The sequence below is a fragment of the Arthrobacter sp. SX1312 genome (assembly GCF_002929295.1).
Taxonomy (GTDB): domain Bacteria; phylum Actinomycetota; class Actinomycetes; order Actinomycetales; family Micrococcaceae; genus Arthrobacter_D.
Genome location: NZ_PJIM01000003.1, coordinates 117,404 through 133,029, shown reverse-complemented (window position 1 = coordinate 133,029; position 15,626 = coordinate 117,404). Strand labels below are relative to the sequence as shown.

At 71.5% G+C, this 15,626-nt stretch carries 13 protein-coding genes; 9 read left to right on the top strand and 4 right to left on the bottom strand.

Annotated features, from left to right (window positions below):
* Window positions 1–11 precede the first annotated feature (11 nt).
* Window positions 12–2,117 (bottom strand): copper-translocating P-type ATPase, encoded by a 2,106-nt coding sequence (locus CXQ92_RS13880; protein WP_258069952.1) that lies wholly within the window; start codon window positions 2,115–2,117, stop codon window positions 12–14.
* 136 nt (window positions 2,118–2,253) lie between these two features.
* Between CXQ92_RS13880 and CXQ92_RS13875 the strand changes: the two genes are divergently transcribed.
* Complete coding sequence (locus CXQ92_RS13875) at window positions 2,254–3,423, top strand: serpin family protein (RefSeq protein ID WP_181033671.1); 1,170 nt, start codon at window positions 2,254–2,256, stop codon at window positions 3,421–3,423.
* Between the two features lie 30 nt (window positions 3,424–3,453).
* Here CXQ92_RS13875 and CXQ92_RS13870 read toward each other — a convergent pair whose 3' ends face one another.
* Both CXQ92_RS13870 and CXQ92_RS13865 read right to left on the bottom strand, forming a co-directional pair.
* Window positions 3,454–3,705 carry an acyl-CoA carboxylase epsilon subunit gene (locus CXQ92_RS13870; RefSeq protein WP_104168361.1) on the bottom strand — a complete coding sequence of 84 codons (252 nt, stop codon included), beginning with the start codon at window positions 3,703–3,705 and terminating at the stop codon, window positions 3,454–3,456.
* Window positions 3,702–5,285 (bottom strand): acyl-CoA carboxylase subunit beta, encoded by a 1,584-nt coding sequence (locus CXQ92_RS13865; RefSeq protein WP_104168799.1) that lies wholly within the window; start codon window positions 5,283–5,285, stop codon window positions 3,702–3,704. Before CXQ92_RS13865 ends, CXQ92_RS13870 begins: the two co-directional genes overlap by 4 nt.
* A 251-nt stretch (window positions 5,286–5,536) precedes the next feature.
* On the opposite strand from CXQ92_RS13865, the gene CXQ92_RS13860 reads away from it, so the two are divergent.
* The 8 genes from CXQ92_RS13860 (at window position 5,537) to CXQ92_RS13825 (ending at window position 13,979) form a co-directional block, all read left to right on the top strand.
* The gene (locus tag CXQ92_RS13860; RefSeq protein WP_104168360.1) at window positions 5,537–6,397 is read left to right on the top strand and encodes an NAD(P)-dependent oxidoreductase; all 861 of its coding nucleotides are present in this window, start codon (window positions 5,537–5,539) and stop codon (window positions 6,395–6,397) included.
* A gap of 41 nt (window positions 6,398–6,438) precedes the next feature.
* A complete protein-coding gene (locus CXQ92_RS13855) occupies window positions 6,439–7,320 on the top strand; it encodes a biotin--[acetyl-CoA-carboxylase] ligase (RefSeq protein WP_104168359.1) in 882 nt (293 codons plus the stop codon).
* 3 nt (window positions 7,321–7,323) lie between these two features.
* Window positions 7,324–7,920, top strand: a complete 597-nt coding sequence (locus CXQ92_RS13850; protein ID WP_104168358.1) for a PH domain-containing protein — start codon at window positions 7,324–7,326, stop codon at window positions 7,918–7,920.
* Between the two features lie 146 nt (window positions 7,921–8,066).
* Window positions 8,067–9,158 carry an adenylate/guanylate cyclase domain-containing protein gene (locus tag CXQ92_RS13845; RefSeq protein ID WP_104168798.1) on the top strand — a complete coding sequence of 364 codons (1,092 nt, stop codon included), beginning with the start codon at window positions 8,067–8,069 and terminating at the stop codon, window positions 9,156–9,158.
* A gap of 137 nt (window positions 9,159–9,295) precedes the next feature.
* Window positions 9,296–10,240 carry a PP2C family serine/threonine-protein phosphatase gene (locus CXQ92_RS13840; RefSeq protein WP_104168357.1) on the top strand — a complete coding sequence of 315 codons (945 nt, stop codon included), beginning with the start codon at window positions 9,296–9,298 and terminating at the stop codon, window positions 10,238–10,240.
* A 15-nt stretch (window positions 10,241–10,255) separates the two neighbouring features.
* The gene (ligA, locus tag CXQ92_RS13835; protein WP_258069951.1) at window positions 10,256–12,574 is read left to right on the top strand and encodes an NAD-dependent DNA ligase LigA; all 2,319 of its coding nucleotides are present in this window, start codon (window positions 10,256–10,258) and stop codon (window positions 12,572–12,574) included.
* A complete protein-coding gene (locus tag CXQ92_RS13830) occupies window positions 12,571–13,518 on the top strand; it encodes an inositol monophosphatase family protein (protein WP_146067474.1) in 948 nt (315 codons plus the stop codon). Before ligA ends, CXQ92_RS13830 begins: the two co-directional genes overlap by 4 nt.
* Entirely contained in the window at window positions 13,515–13,979 is a 465-nt protein-coding gene (locus CXQ92_RS13825) for a DUF2087 domain-containing protein (protein WP_104168355.1), read from the top strand. The genes CXQ92_RS13830 and CXQ92_RS13825 overlap by 4 nt, the downstream gene beginning before the upstream one ends.
* 45 nt (window positions 13,980–14,024) lie before the next feature.
* Here CXQ92_RS13825 and CXQ92_RS13820 read toward each other — a convergent pair whose 3' ends face one another.
* The gene (locus CXQ92_RS13820; RefSeq protein ID WP_104168354.1) at window positions 14,025–15,530 is read right to left on the bottom strand and encodes a glycosyltransferase family 39 protein; all 1,506 of its coding nucleotides are present in this window, start codon (window positions 15,528–15,530) and stop codon (window positions 14,025–14,027) included.
* Window positions 15,531–15,626: the final 96 nt, after the last annotated feature.

Sequence of the window (15,626 nt, the reverse complement as noted above, 5' to 3'; positions counted from 1 at the left end):
GTTCAGGTCCTTCAGTGTTCGGTGGTGGTCGACGGTGTGTGGATCCGCTCCGGGCGGAGGTCGATCCGCCGCAGCAGCTGCGCGTTCAGGGCTACGACGATCGTGGACACGCTCATCAGGACCGCGCCCGCAGCGGGGGAGAGGAGGATCCCCGCGAAGGCCAGCACCCCTGCTGCGAGGGGCACGGCCACCACGTTGTAGCCGGTGGCCCAGACGAGGTTCTGGATCATCTTGCGGTAGCTCGCGCGGGACAGGTCGATCATCGCCAGCACCGATCGGGGGTCGTTGCCCGCCAGGACCACGCCCGCCGATTCCATGGCGACATCCGTGCCTGCCCCGATCGCGATGCCCACCTCGGCGCGCGCGAGGGCCGGGGCGTCATTGACGCCGTCCCCCACCATCGCGACCCTCAGGCCGCGCGCCTGCAGTTCGGCGACCTTCGAGTCCTTGTCCTGCGGCAGGACCTCGGCGAACACCTCGTCGATCCCCAGGTCCGCTGCGACGGCGTCGGCCACCTGGCGTGCATCGCCGGTGATCATCGCGACCTTCACCCCGCGGGACTGCAGGGCCGTCACGGCGGCACGGGATTCCTCGCGGACCCTGTCCTCGAGCCTCACCGCACCGATCACGGCGCCGTCGCTGATGACGTGCAGCACGGAGGCGCCGCGGCCCACCCATGCCCGGACGGTACCCCCGATGTCCGGCGGAGTACCGAGGCCGAGTTCCCGGAGCATCGCGGGCCCGCCCACCGCGACGTCATGGCCGTCGACGGTCGCCCGGACGCCGCGGCCGGTCAGGGAACTGAAGCCGGTTCCGGCGTAGGCGAGATCCGCCGCAGCGGGGTCGGCCTGTGCGGCGGACACGATGGCCCGCGCCACGGGGTGCTCGCTGTCCGCTTCCGCCGCTGCGGCCAGGGCCAGCAGTTCCCCCTCCGGGACGCCGCCGACGGCGGTGGTCGCCGTGACCGCGGGGCGGCCCTCGGTGAGGGTTCCGGTCTTGTCGAAGAGCACGACGTCGACCGTGCGCATGCGTTCGAGGGCCATCCGGTTCTTGATGAGCACCCCGGCCTTCGCGGCGCGTTCGGTGGAGATCGCGATGACCAGCGGGATCGCCAGTCCCAGGGCGTGCGGGCAGGCGATCACGAGGACCGTGACGGTGCGGATCACGGCATCGTCCGGGCTCCCGAGGAGCATCCAGGCGACGAAGGTCAGGATGCCGGCGCCGAGCGCGAAGTAGAACAGCAGTGCGGCGGCCCGGTCCGCGAGGGCCTGGGCTTTCGAGGAGGATGCCTGCGCCTCGGCGACCAGGCGCTGGATGCCGGCGAGCGTCGTCTCGGAGCCGACGGCGGTCACCTCCATACGGACCGCGGTGTCGGTCGCCACGGTGCCGGCGACGACCGTCTCGCCGATCGTGCGGGAGACGGTGCGGGACTCCCCGGTGATCATCGATTCGTCGAACTCCGCGGTCCCGTCGACGATCCTCCCGTCCGCCGGGACGCGTGCGCCGGAACGGACCAGGAGGACGTCGCCCGTCGCCAGGGTGCTGACCGGCACGGTCTCGACCCCGGCAGCGGTGACCCGGTCCGCCTCGTCGGGGAGCAGTGCGGCCAGGGCGTCGAGGGCTCCGGCGGCCGACCCGAGGGCCCGCATCTCCATCCAGTGCCCGAGCAGCATGATGACGATCAGCAGGGCGAGCTCCCACCAGAAATCGAGGTCGAACCCGCCGATGCCGAGGGTGGTGATCCACGAGGCGGCGAACGCGACGCTGATCGCCATCGCGATCAGCAGCATCATGCCCGGCTGTCGGGATCTCAGCTCCGCCACCCCGCCCTTCAGGAACGGGGTGCCGCCGTAGACGAAGATCACCGTGCCCAGGATCGGGGCGATCCACGTCGAGCCGGGGAACTCGGGCGGCATGGACCCCAGGAGCATGGTGAACATGGGGCTGAACGCCAGGACGGGGATCGCGAGGGCGAGGCTGATCCAGAAGCGCTGCCTGAACATCGCCGTGGAATGGCCGGCGTGCTCGCCCTGGGAGTGGACCTGGTGATCCTCGTCCACGCCATGACCCTCGTGTTCCGCAGGTGGCGGAGCTGTGGTGGATCGATTCCTGTCCATGATGTCCTCTCCTTCTCCGATGCCCGTAAACATATACCCCCCAGGGGTATGCGTCAAGGGCGGGTTCCGCTTCCCGCCCCATGGTCAATTCCCGGGCCCGCGCCTACCGTGGGGAAATCACGCGAAGGGGATTTCCATGAAGCAGTTCAGGGCGCCTGTGGCGCGCACCGTCGTCGAACCCGGACGGTATGCCGACGCCGAGGAGGCCCTCCGACGCTCGGCCTTCCGGCTCGGGGTGGCCCTCACCGCGCGCCCCGACACCAACCAGGTCTCCAGCCCGGTCAGCGCGCTCTATGCCCTGTCGATGCTGCGCGCCGGCGCGGGCTCGACGACGGCGGCGGAGATGGACCTTGTCCTGGGGCTCCCGGTCGAGCACCACGCGGCGATGAACGCGCTCCTCGCGACGGTGCAGTACTTCGACGGCGACCCCGTCAGCGTCGACGAGGAGGATCTGCCCGGGCAGCCCCTCGTGCACCTCGCCAACGCGGTCTTCGTCCCCGAGGGCGGGGAGATCGGGGAGGCGTTCCTCGCCACGCTCGCCCGGTACTACGGTGCGGGGGTCCACCCGGTGGACTTCGCGGACCCCGCCACGCCGGGGCTGATCGACGACTGGGTGTGGAGGGAGACCGGCGGCCGCGTCGCCAGGGCTCCGCTGGCGGTCGGCGCGGACACCGGGCTGTCGATGCTGAACGCCGTGTACTTCGCCGCGGCCTGGGATGAACCGTTCGATGCCTCCGGAACGGGCCAGGACCCCTTCATCCTGGTCACCGGCACGCGGGTCCTCGTCCCGACGATGCACGGCTACCGCTGGGTCCGGTACGCCGTGGGGCCCGACTGGCAGGGCATCGACCTGCCCTACGGGGGCGGTTTCTTCCTGCGGCTCGTCCTGCCTGCCGAGGGGGTCCCGCCCGCCTGGGACGAACAGGAGCTGGCCGGCATCGCGGACGGACTCGACGCGGCGGAGAGCATCCGCGTGGATCTCTCGCTGCCGACGTGGGAGCACAGCCTCCATCTGGACCTGATCGGGGTGCTGGCGGGTCTGGGGCTGGCGAAGACCGTAGGTCCGGGCGCCGACTTCGACGCCATCCATCCCGGGCTCCGCGTCTCGGGGGCTGCCCAGGCCGCGACCATCACGGTGGCCGAGAAGGGCACCATCGCCGCGGCCGTCACCCAGCTGGCCATGATGACGAGCGCTCCGGTGCCTCCCGAGGTCAGCATCGCCTTCGACCGGCCGTTCGGCTACCAGATCATCCACGAGGACACGGGCCTGCCGCTCTTCCTCGGCACGGTCGCCGATCCGCGCTGAGGAGGCCAGGAGCCGGCCGCGCGGTGGGGGTCAGCGGACGCTGCGCCGCCAGGATCCGGGGCCCGGCGTCGGACCCAGCCGCAGCAGTGCCCGCCGCACCCAGGAGCGCCCATGGTTCCGGGCGTCGTACCCGGTGCCGCTTCCCTGCAGGGCGGCGACGACGGCGGTGAGCGCCGCGAGTTCCTCGTCGGTGGGGTTGCCGGACACCACCGAGAGGACCACGGCGTCGTCCGCCGCCGGGCTGTCGCCGGAGGCGTCGTCGAGCGGGTCGTGGCCGGTCACAGCGGGATGTTCCCGTGCTTCTTGGCGGGATTGGCCGAGCGCTTGTCGCGCAGGGCACGGAGGCCGCGCACGATCTGCAGGCGCGTCTCGGACGGCGCGATGACGGCGTCCACGTAGCCGAGGGCGGCCGCCTGGTACGGGTTGAGCAGTTCCTCCTCGTACTGCTGGACGACGTCGGCGCGTGCGGCCTCGACGTCCCCGCCGGCCTCGGCGACGGCCGACAGGTGCCCCCGGTACAGGATGTTGACGGCTCCCTGCGCGCCCATCACCCCGATCTGCGCGGTGGGCCAGGCGAGGTTGAGGTCCGCGCCGAGCTTCTTGGACCCCATGACGATGTACGCGCCGCCATAGGCCTTGCGCGTGATGACCGTCAGCTTGGGGACCGTCGCCTCGGCGTAGGCGTAGAGCAGCTTCGCGCCGCGGCGGATGATGCCCTGGAACTCCTGGTCCTTGCCGGGCAGGAAGCCCGGCACGTCGACGAGGGTCAGGAGGGGGATGTTGAAGGCGTCGCAGTGGCGCACGAAGCGCGCGGCCTTCTCCGAGGCGTTGATGTCGAGCGTCCCGGCGAACTGCAGGGGCTGGTTGGCGACGATGCCGATGGTGTGGCCCTCCACGCGGGCGTAGCCGGTGATGATGTTCGGCGCGTACAGCGCCTGCATCTCGAGGAAGTGGGCGTCGTCCACGACCGCTTCGATGACGGCGTGCATGTCGTAGGGCTGGTTCGCGGCGTCGGGGATCAGGGTGTCGAGCGCGAGGTCCTCGTCCGTCTCCTCGGGTTCCTCGACGAACGCCGTCAGCGGGGCCTCCGCGAGATTGTTGGAGGGCAGGAAGTCGAGGAGTTCGCGGACGAAGCCGATGGCGTCCGCCTCGTCCGTGGCGAGATACGCGGAGGTGCCCGTCGTCGTGTTGTGCTGGCGCGCCCCGCCGAGGGTCTCCATGTCCACGTCCTCGCCGGTCACGGTCTTGATGACGTCCGGGCCCGTGATGAACATGTGCGAGGTCCTGTCCACCATGACCACGAAGTCGGTGAGCGCGGGGGAGTAGGCCGCCCCGCCGGCGCACGGGCCCATGATCAGGGAGATCTGCGGGACCACCCCCGAGGCGTGGACGTTGTTGCGGAAGATGTCCGCGAACATCGCCAGCGACGCCACGCCCTCCTGGATGCGGGCGCCCCCGCCGTCGTTGATGCCGATCACGGGGCAGCCGTTGCGCAGTGCGAACTCCTGCACCTTGACGATCTTCTCCCCGTTCACCTGGCTCAGCGAACCGCCGTAGACGGTGAAGTCCTGGCTGTAGACGGCGACCAGCCGGCCGTCGACGGTTGCGTACCCGGACACGACGCCGTCGCCCAGGGGCTTCTTCTTCTCCATGCCGAAGGCCGTGGACCGGTGCACCGCCAGGGCGTCGAACTCGACGAAGGAGCCCTCGTCCACGAGCAGGTCGATGCGCTCGCGCGCCGTGTTCTTGCCCCGGGCGTGCTGCCGCTCGATCGCCTCGGGTCCCGAGGGCTGCTCCGAGAGCTCCTTGCGCCTCCGGAAGTCGGCGAGCTTCCCGGCCGTCGTGGTGAGGTCGGGCTGCAGGTCCTGATGCATGAATACTCCGGTCGGCGGGTCGAGGAGGGCGGGCGCCACCGGGGGAGCCCCAGCCGTGACTAGAGGTTTCCGACAACAGACGGCGCGTTTCCCTCAGTCTAGTGAGGATCCGGGGGAGCGCCGTTGTAGGACGTCTACAGTTTCCGCCGTCATCGCTTAGCCGGGCCACCGATGTTACCCGCGGGTAACATCGGTGCGTCGCGGGCCGTCCGGGGCTCGCCGCTGCTTATGGTGGAGCCATGACCGAACGCAACGAAGCGCAGGAACCACAGGCCCCGGCCACGCTCGCCGGGCGCACCATCCTCATGTCCGGCGGAAGCCGGGGCATCGGCCTGGCCATCGCCCTCCGCGCCGCCCGTGACGGCGCGAACGTGGCCGTCATGGCCAAGACCGGGGAGCCTCACCCGAAGCTCGAGGGCACCGTGTACACCGCGGCGGAGCAGATCGAGGCCGCGGGCGGGATGGCGCTGCCGATCGTGGGGGACGTACGGAACGACGACGACGTCGCCTCCGCCGTGGACGCGACCGTCGAGGCGTTCGGCGGCATCGACGTCGTCGTGAACAACGCCTCCGCGATCGACCTGTCGAAGACACCCGACGTGGACATGAAGCGGTACGACCTCATGGCCGACATCAACGTGCGGGGCACCTTCATGCTCAGCAAGTTCGCGCTCGAGGCGCTCCGGGCCTCGCCGAACCCGCATATCCTGACGCTCTCCCCGCCCCTGAACCTCGCGCCGAAGTGGGCGGGCCTGCACCTCGCCTACACCATGGCGAAGTACGGGATGAGCCTGACCACCCTCGGCCTCGCGGAGGAGCTCGAGGACGACGGCGTGGCCGTCAACTCGCTGTGGCCCGCCACCCTGATCGACACCGCGGCCATCCGCAACATGCCCGGCGGGAGCCGCCTCGTACAGGCGGCCCGCAGCCCGGAGATCGTCGCCGACGCCGCCCACGCCGTCCTCGTCCGTCCGTCGCGCAGCTGCACCGGGAACTTCTACACGGACGAGCAGGTGCTGCGCGAGGAAGGCGTCACCGACCTGACGCGGTACAGCCTCGGCGTGCCGGAGGACCGGCTGGTCCCCGACATCTTCCTCTGACGCCCCGGCCGGTGCGCGCGGGGCCGGATAGGATCGATGTCATGTCCTCCCCCTACTCCAATCTCGAGCGCCCCGGCCTGAACCTCGGCGCGCTGAGGACAGCCCTGTGCATGCCGGCCGGTCCGTTCTCGCGGCTCGACGTCGTGGCCACGACCGGGTCCACCAACACCGACCTCGTGGAGCACGCCCAGGTGGAGGCGGCCGGGTGGCCGGACCTCAGCGTGCTCGCGGCGGAGACGCAGACCGCGGGGCGCGGCCGGCTGGACCGCAGCTGGGTGGCACCGGAACGCTCCTCGCTCTTCGTGAGCGTGCTCCTGCGCCCCTTCAACCGGCACGGCCGACCCGTCCCCACCGGCGCCTACTCGTGGCTCTCCCTGCTCGCCGCGCTCGCCGTCGCCGAGAGTGTCGAGGAACGCACCAAGATCTCCCCGCAGCTGAAGTGGCCCAACGACGTCACCGTGGACGGGCGGAAGCTCGCCGGTGTCCTGGCCCAGTTCGTGCCGGGGGCGGGCGCCGAGCCGCCCGCCGTCGTCGTCGGGGTGGGGCTGAACGTCAGCCTCACCGACGACGAGCTCCCCGTCCCCACCGCCACGAGCCTGCTCCTCGAGTACGCCGGGACCACGGACCGCAACGTCCTGCTGAAGTCCTTCCTGCGCACGTTCGCCGACCACTACCGTGCCTTCTGCGACGTCGACGGCGACGCCGGCGCGGCATGGGACTCCGGGCCGTCGCTGCTGGAACGCATCGGCGCCCGCATGGCGACGCTCGGCCGGGACGTCCGCGCGGAGCTGCCCGGCGGCGTCGTGGTGGCCGGACGCGCCCTGTCCCTCGACGCGCACGGCGGGCTCGTGGTGCGCGACGACGACGGCGAGCGCCACACCATCTCCGCCGGCGACGTGGTGCACGTGCGCCCGCAGGTGTAGCCCGTGCGGATCAGGCTGCTGCCCGGGGAGCGTGTCCTCGTCCGTACCCGGCCCAACCCCCTGCCGCTCGCCGGGCCGGTCGTCGCTGGGTTCCTCCTCCTCGCCGTCGGGGGGTTCGGGCTCGGCTACCTCGCCCGGCCCGATCTCCCCGCCGGCGTGGCCGAGTGGCAGCCCGTGCTCCTGCCGGTGGTGTTCGGCGTCGCGGTGCTGGTGTTCCTGTGGGTGGTGGGGCGGCCACTGCTCCGGTGGGCCGGCAACCGGTACGTCCTCACGAGCATGCGCCTCATCCACCGGTCGGGGACGGGGCGGCGCTCCGAGCACCAGATCAACCTGTCGGCGATCTCGCAGCTCCAGACGGACCAGGGGCTGATGCAGCGGATGGTGGGCAGCGGGACGCTCATCGCGGACCTCGGATTCGACCGGGCGCACGCCTACCGGCACGTTCCGCAGATCGCAACGTTCAAGGACTACGTGGTCCAGGCGATCGGCGAGCTCCCGCTCACGCGCATGTTCGACGGAGTAGACATGGAAATTGATCCGCAGTACGCCCGCGGCGGGACGCTCCGGGTGCAGCAGGAATGGAGGGACACACAACCGTGACAGTCGAGCACCGCCGTGAGGCCGGGCAGCCCGAAGACCCGGAGGGCGCCGCCGGCGAGGCCATCCGGGCGTCCGGGCAGACCGGGAACACCCCCGACGCCGCAGCCTCGACGTCACCGAAGGCCGTGTGGCAGCTCCAGTCCGACATGGCGACCGGAGGCGGCCCGGAGGATGCTCCGTCGAGCGGGGCGCCGATCGAACTGGACCGTGAGACGATCCGCCGCCTGGAGCGCGAACTCCTCGGGGCCGAGCGCACCCTCAAGCGCCGCGACATCGCGGCGGGCGCGGGCGTGTCCCTGCTGTCCGCCCGCAAGCTGTGGCGCGCCATGGGCTTCCCCAACATCGGGGACGACGACGTCGCCTTCACCGAGAAGGACCTCGGCGCCCTCACCACGATCATCGACCTGGTGCGCCAGGAGCAGCTCACCGAGGACGCCGCCATCTCGATCACGCGGGCCGTCGGCCAGATGACGGACCGCATGGTCGTCTGGCAGATCGAGGCGATCGTGGAGGAGATGGTGGCGCAGCGCGGGCTGTCCGACGCCGACGCGCGGAAGACCCTCGTGTCCGAACTGCCGGACCTCATCGATCCGCTCGAGAAGACGCTGGTCTACGCGTGGCGCCGCCAGATGAACGCCGCGGTCCAGCGGCTGGCGCTCCGCGCCGAATCAGGCCTGGCCTCGAGCGAGACGGGCCGCGCCGGGGACGAGCAGGACGCCCCGCTGCCGCTCGCGCGCGCCGTGGGCTTCGCCGACCTCGTGTCCTACACGAGCCTGTCCCGGCAGATGAACGAGCGGACGCTCGCGCAGCTCGTGCAGCGGTTCGAGAACAAGAGCGCCGAGATCATCTCCGTGGGCGGCGGCCGGCTCGTGAAGACGATCGGCGACGAGGTCCTCTACATCGCCGAGTCGCCGGAGGCCGGGGCCGAGATCTCGCTGGCCCTGGCCAAGGCCTTCTCCGAGGACGAATTCCTCCCCGCCGCCCGCTGCTCCCTCGTGTGGGGCCGCGTGCTCTCGCGGCTCGGCGACATCTACGGGCCGACGGTCAACCTCGCGGCGCGCCTCACCGCGCTCGCGGAACCGGGCGAGGTCCTCGTGGATTCCGGCACCGCCGCGACGCTCTCCGCCAACGAGAGGTTCGTCCTCGTGCCGCACGAGCCGCGGCAGGTCCGCGGCTTCGGGGAGGTGCAGCCGGTGACCCTCGCGCGGGGGACCGGCACGGGGATCATCCTCGACTGACTTCACGACCTCGCGGGTCCTGCGGCGGCGCTTCGGCGTCTCCGAGCGGGCAGAGGGCAGAATGGGGACATGACTGACCAGCAGGGCTGCATGCCCCTCACCCCGGCCCGTCCCCTCCGCACGTCGCGAGGAACGGCATGAGCGAACCGCGGGCGAACGGCTCACACGCCGTCGACGTCGGGCCCACCTCCGAGGGCATCTCCGGTTCTGCCCCCCGGCAGCAGGACGCCGGGACGGCACCCGGTCTCGGTGTCCGGCTGACCTACGGCTTCGGCACCGACCGCGGGCTGCGCCGTGAACTGAACGAGGACTCCTTCCTCGCCGTCGAGCCGGTCTTCGCCGTCGCGGACGGGATGGGCGGACATGAGGCCGGCGAGGTGGCCAGCAGCGTCGTCGTGCGCACCCTGGAGGGCAGCAGCCTCGCGGGGACGCGCATGCCCAAGCTCACGGCGACCGACCTCGAGGAGATCATCCAGCAGGCCGACCAGCGCATCCGGAGCGAGGCCGGCGGGCACGCGGGCACCACCCTGACGGGCGTCGTGCTCGTCGAGGAGGCCGGTGCCCCCTCCTGGCTGTTCTTCAACGTGGGGGACTCCCGGGCGTACCGGTTGAGCAGCGGCACCTTCGGGCAGGTCTCCGTGGACCACTCCGAGGTCCAGGAACTCGTGGACCTCGGGAGCATCACCGAGGACGAGGCCAGGACCCACCACCGCCGGCATGTGGTGACCCGCGCCCTGGGGACCGGGGACGACGCCGATCCGGACTTCTGGCTGATGCCGGTCGAGGACCGCGACCGCATCCTGCTCTGCTCGGACGGATTGAGCGGCGAAGTGACCGACGAGGACATCTGCACGATCCTGGCCACCGTCCCGGACCCGCAGGAGGCGTGCGACGAGCTGATCGCGGCGGCCCTCCGGTCCGGAGCCCGCGACAACGTGACCGTGATCGTCGTCGACGCCTCCGATCCCGACGCCTCGGATCCCGACGGCCCGGATCGGGACGGGGACAGGCCGCGCTCCGGTGCCGCTGCGGGTGGCCGGTTCGTCGCGGACGGCGACCGCTGGCCGGTGTCGGAGCCGTAGGGCAGGATGAGGAAAGTGACCCCAGGACTCGAGAGTGCATCGGTAGACGCCACCCCCGCCGGGCAGGGCGGCCCCCCCAGCGACGAGCTCCGTGAGGAGTACGCGCAGCTCGCCGAGGACGTCCGTGTGCACCGTGCCGCGTACTACCAGGACGCGGCGCCCACCATCTCCGATGCCGAGTTCGACGCCCTGTTCCGACGCCTCGAGGAGCTCGAGGCGCTCCACCCGGAGCTCGTCGCGAACGATTCGCCGACGCAGGAGGTGGGCGGCGAGGTGTCCGCGGCGTTCACCCCCGTGAACCACCTGGCCCGCATGTACAGCCTCGAGGACGTCTTCTCCCTCGACGAGCTGACGGCCTGGCTGGATCGCGCGAGCGCCGGCGTCGAGCAGCGCAGCCCCGGCGCGACCGTCGAGTGGCTGACGGAACTCAAGATCGACGGCCTCGCCGTGAACCTGCTCTACCGCAACGGGGAACTGGTGCGCGCCGCGACGCGCGGTGACGGCGTCACCGGCGAGGACATCACCCATAACGTCCTCACGATCGCCTCCATCCCCCGGCACCTCGCGGGCACGGACCACCCCGAGGAGGTGGAGATCCGCGGCGAGGTGTTCTTCCCCACCAAGGAATTCGGCCAGCTCAACGAGCGCATGGTGGCCGCGGGGAAAGCGCCCTTCGCCAACCCGCGGAACGCCGCCGCCGGCTCCCTGCGCCAGAAGGACCCGGCCATGACGGCGGAGAGGCCGCTGGACATGTACGTGCACGGCATCGGTGCCCGGACGGGGCTGTCGGCCGGGACGCAGTCGGAGACCTACGAGCTGCTGAAGGGATGGGGCCTGCCGACGTCCCCTTACTACCGGGTGCTCCACAGCCAGGCCGAGGTCGTCGACTTCATCGCGCACCACGGCGACCACCGCCACGACCTGCTCCACGAGATCGACGGCATCGTGGTCAAGGTGGACAGCTTCGCGCTGCAGCGCGCCCTCGGCCACACCTCCCGCGTGCCTCGCTGGTCGGTGGCGTACAAGTACCCGCCCGAGGAGGTGAACACGAAGCTGCTCGACATCCTCGTGAACGTCGGCCGGACGGGCCGCGTCACGCCGTTCGGGCTGATGGAGCCGGTCAAGGTCGCCGGGTCCACGGTGGGGATGGCCACGCTGCACAACCAGGAGGTGGTCAAGGCCAAGGGTGTGATGATCGGCGACATCGTGGTGCTCCGGAAGGCGGGCGACGTCATCCCGGAGATCGTGGGCCCGGTCATCGCCCTGCGCGACAAGCAGGACCCGCCGGTCCGCGAGTTCGTGATGCCCACCGAGTGCCCGTCCTGCGGGACCCCGCTGCAGCCGGCGAAGGAGGGCGACGTCGACATCCGCTGCCCCAACGCCCGCTCGTGCCCCTCGCAGCTGCGCGAGCGCGTGTTCCACCTCGCAGGACGCGGCGCCTTCGACATCGAGGCCCTCGGCTGGGAGGCGGCCATCGCCCTCACGCAGCCCGCCGAGCCCTCGGTACCGCCCATCACCACCGAGGCCGACATCTTCGACCTCACCCCGGAGAAGCTGGCGGACGTCAGGATCGAGCGGGACAAGAAGGTCAAGGGCGTCGTCACGGGCCGCGAACTCGTGCCCTACTTCTACTCCAAGGGCACCGCGAAGAAGCCCTCCGAACCCAGTGCCACCACCCGGAAGCTCTTCACCGAACTGGAGAAGGCGAAGACGCAGCCGCTGTGGCGCGTGCTCGTGGCGCTCTCCATCCGGCACGTCGGCCCCACCGCGTCGCGCGCCCTCGCCACGGCCTTCGGCTCCATGGAGCGGATCCGCGCCGCGAGCGAGGAGGAGCTCGCCGGCGTCGACGGCGTCGGCCCCACCATCGCCGTCGCGCTCACCGAGTGGTTCGCGGAGGACTGGCACCGCGAGATCGTGGACCGGTGGGCCGCGGCCGGGGTCCGCATGGAGGACGACGTCGACGAGAGCACGCCGCGCACCCTCGAGGGCCTCACCGTCGTCGTGACGGGGTCCCTCGAGCGGTACAACCGCGACGAGGCGAAGGAAGCGATCATCACGCGCGGCGGCAAGGCCGCCGGCTCGGTGTCGAAGAACACGAGCTACGTGGTGGCCGGGGAGAACGCCGGCACCAAGCTGGAGAAGGCCGAGACGCTCGGCATCCCGGTCCTCGACGAGGAGGGCTTCATCGCCCTCCTCGAGAACGGCCCCACAGCTGGGGAGCCCGACGACGGCGGACCGGCCGGGAACGACGGCGACGAGAGCGAGGACACCGAGCTGGCCGAGGAGTTCGAGGCCGGGGCCGGCACGGATCCGGACGGACGGACCGTACGATGACCGCCGCGCCCGGGACCGGCGACGCCGGGGCACCCGCCCCGGAGGTGCTCCTCCATCTGGCCCGGCAGGCCGCCGCGGCAGGCGCCGCCGTGCTGGCCCGGCGTGATCCCGAGGCGCTGGAGGCCACCAGCAAGAGCTCGGACAGCGACTGGGTGACCGCGTTCGACGTCGCCGCGGAACACGCGGTCCGGACCGTCATCGCGGGCGCACGGCCGCACGACGCGATCACGGGCGAGGAGCTCGGCACCACGGTGCCCGGCGGGTCCACCCCGGGCGGCGACGGCGTCCGCTGGTCGATCGATCCCCTCGACGGCACCACCAACTTCATCCGCAACATCGTCTACTACGGCACGTCCGTGGCCGCCGCCGGCCCCGACGGCATCTGGCTCGCCGGCGTCGTCCACGCGCCCGCGCTGCACCGCATCTACTGGGCGTCCCGCGGCGGGGGAGCCTGGCTGAGCGACCACGGGGCCGTGCGGCGCCTCGGGGGCCCGCGCACCAGGCAGGGACGGCTCCTCGGCACCGGATTCTCCCACGACGCCGCCATCCGGGCGGAGCAGGTCGTAGCCCTCGGGACGCTCCTCGAGGGCTACGGGGACGTCCGCCGCCTCGGCTCGGCGGCCCTGGACCTGTGCCTCGTGGCCGACAGCACGCTCGACGCCTTCGTGGAGCGCGGCCTGCACGAGCACGACTACGCGGCCGGCGCCCTGATCGCCGAGGAGGCAGGCCTGTCCGTCCACCGGCCGGCGCTCCGGCCCCTGCTCGACGGCGGCCCCACCGAGGCCGAGCGGCTGGCGGAGGTCACCGCGGCCGCACCCGCCGCGTTCATCGGCTCCCTCACCGGGTCTGTGCCCGGTTCCGCGCCCGGGTCTGTGCCCGGTTCCGCGCCCGGTTCCGCGCCCGGGTCTGTGCCCGGTTCCACGCCCGGCGAGGGCCGGGCATGACCGCTCCGTCCTGGCAGAAGGTGCTGTCCACCCTCGCCGGCGGCCGCTCCCGCGAACTGTATGCCCGGGCCGTGCTCGGGCAGCCGCTCGACGCCACACCGAAGGAGTTGCAGCGGCTGGTCGACGCCGGACTGCTGACGCCGGAACATGCCGTCGCGGAGGGGCTCTTCACGGACGTGCTCGCCGCCGCGGCGCCCACCCCGAAAGGGGTGGACCGGTTCTTCCGGGACGGGCGTATCGACAGCCTGCCGCGCGCCGGGCAGGACCGCACCGCCCTGCTGGCGCACCTCGCCGGGAGGCTCCTCCCGGCCGACATGGAACTCGGCGAACCCGAGGTCAACCGTCTGCTGGCGACCGTCACGCACGACATACCGACGCTGCGCCGCGCGCTCGTGGACCACGGGTATCTGGAGCGCTATCCGGACGGGACGGGCTATCGACGGGTCACAGAGGCTCCCTGAGACACGGCCAGGCGTTCGGTCGGGGTGCCGTCGGCCCTGGCGCCGTCAGTCCAGGTGCCGGAACCGCGGCCAGAGCTCCGACCACGGCCGGGTCCGCTCGCACACGAGGACGGGCTGCCCCTGTTCCTCGTTGTCGACGTCGAGCCCGTTGTCCAGGCGGACCACCTCCTCACAGGACACGAACAGGGTCGACGCCAGCCCGGCCTGCCCGCCGATCACGATCACGGTGCGCGCATCCTCAGGAGGCGTGGAGAGGTAGTAGAGCTCGTTGTGCCCGCTGTGCGCCGGGGGCAGTCCGCGGGCGGGCCCGTACCGGTGCAGGGCCCCGGCCTCACCGTAATTGCTGGCGATGAGGGTGGCGTCGGACGGGTCGGGAAGACTCGCGACGACGTCGCTGATCTGGTCGACATACGCGGGCCAGCCCACCTGATCGCGCGCCAGCTGGTTGATCTCCGGGACCGGGGTCCGGCCCAGGACACCCACGGGGATGACCGGGAGGGTGATCGCCATGGAGACGACCGCGTTGACGGCCACCACCGCCCACACCGTGCGGCGTCGCCCCCGGTAGCGCATGATCGCGGCGGCGGGGACACACCCGACGGCGAAGAGCACGACGACGAGCCCGGCCGGGTAGTAGATCTGTCCTCCGGCCAGGAAGGCGAGGGCCAGGAGCACCACGAACGCGGCGGCGATGAAGCGCACCTGTCTCCATTCAGCGCGGCGCAGCAGGTGCCACCAGCCGAGGCACCAGACCAACGCCAGCGGCGGGCCGAGGGTGACGAACAGGAACCACCACATGTCCACGCGGGTGTCCGCGGCGTTGTTCTCGTTCAGGGCCGCCCCCATGGACAGCTGCGGCCAGTCATGAGTGGCCTGATACACGAGGTTGGGCGCCGCCACGGCCAGGGTGAGGGCGCCGCCGAGCCATGGCCACGGCGTCGCGAGCAGCCGGCGGGGGCCGGCGACGAGCAGCCCGGCCAGGAGCGACATCAGCAGGCCCGCGATCAGCAGCTTGTTGTAGGTGGCCAGGCCGGCGACGATCCCGGCCGCCAGCCACCACGCGGGCGTATCCCGAAGGACGGCCCGGACCACGCACAGGACGACGGCGGGCCAGAACACGAGGTCCACGGAGGCGGTCAGCATCACGTGACCGAAGAGCAGGGGGACCACGCCGAAGCCGAACCCCCACGCGCACAGGCCCTGTGCGTACGCCGCGCCGCCGAACTCCCGCGTGATCAGGACCACGACCACGAGTGCCACGAGGGTCGAGAGGGTCGCAGGGATCCGGACGGCCCACACCTCGTCCGCGATGAGGCCGAAGGATCGGACCAGCCACGGCGTCAGGGGCGGCTGGTCGATGTAGCCCCACGCCGGGGGGAGCATCCGAAAGTACAGTTCGTCCCGGTGATAGCCGTAACTTCCGGACACGAGCGTGAGCAGCAGGCAGAGCATCGCTGCCGGGACCGCCACCGTGCGACCCGCGAAGGGTGGCACGGTGCGCGTCGGCGGCGCCCGGTACATCGCGGGCCGTGCCGTCCAGTCACCGCTCATCGGGACGGCTCACGTCGGTGCCGTCGACAGAGTGGGCGCGGGTGGACAGCAGGCATACGATCTCCCCTTCGTCGCGTGCTTGGCGGATGTCAGGGC

What these genes read in the sequence shown, in the direction of transcription:
- CXQ92_RS13830 (WP_146067474.1), top strand. Translation starts at nt 12,571, where the DNA reads ATGACCGCCGCGCCCGGGACCGGCGACGCCGGGGCACCCGCCCCGGAG.
- CXQ92_RS13860 (WP_104168360.1), top strand. Translation starts at nt 5,537, where the DNA reads ATGACCGAACGCAACGAAGCGCAGGAACCACAGGCCCCGGCCACGCTC.
- CXQ92_RS13875 (WP_181033671.1), top strand. Translation starts at nt 2,254, where the DNA reads ATGAAGCAGTTCAGGGCGCCTGTGGCGCGCACCGTCGTCGAACCCGGA.
- CXQ92_RS13880 (WP_258069952.1), bottom strand. Translation starts at nt 2,117, where the DNA reads ATGGACAGGAATCGATCCACCACAGCTCCGCCACCTGCGGAACACGAG.
- CXQ92_RS13825 (WP_104168355.1), top strand. Translation starts at nt 13,515, where the DNA reads ATGACCGCTCCGTCCTGGCAGAAGGTGCTGTCCACCCTCGCCGGCGGC.
- CXQ92_RS13855 (WP_104168359.1), top strand. Translation starts at nt 6,439, where the DNA reads ATGTCCTCCCCCTACTCCAATCTCGAGCGCCCCGGCCTGAACCTCGGC.
- CXQ92_RS13845 (WP_104168798.1), top strand. Translation starts at nt 8,067, where the DNA reads ATGGCGACCGGAGGCGGCCCGGAGGATGCTCCGTCGAGCGGGGCGCCG.
- CXQ92_RS13820 (WP_104168354.1), bottom strand. Translation starts at nt 15,530, where the DNA reads ATGAGCGGTGACTGGACGGCACGGCCCGCGATGTACCGGGCGCCGCCG.
- CXQ92_RS13840 (WP_104168357.1), top strand. Translation starts at nt 9,296, where the DNA reads ATGAGCGAACCGCGGGCGAACGGCTCACACGCCGTCGACGTCGGGCCC.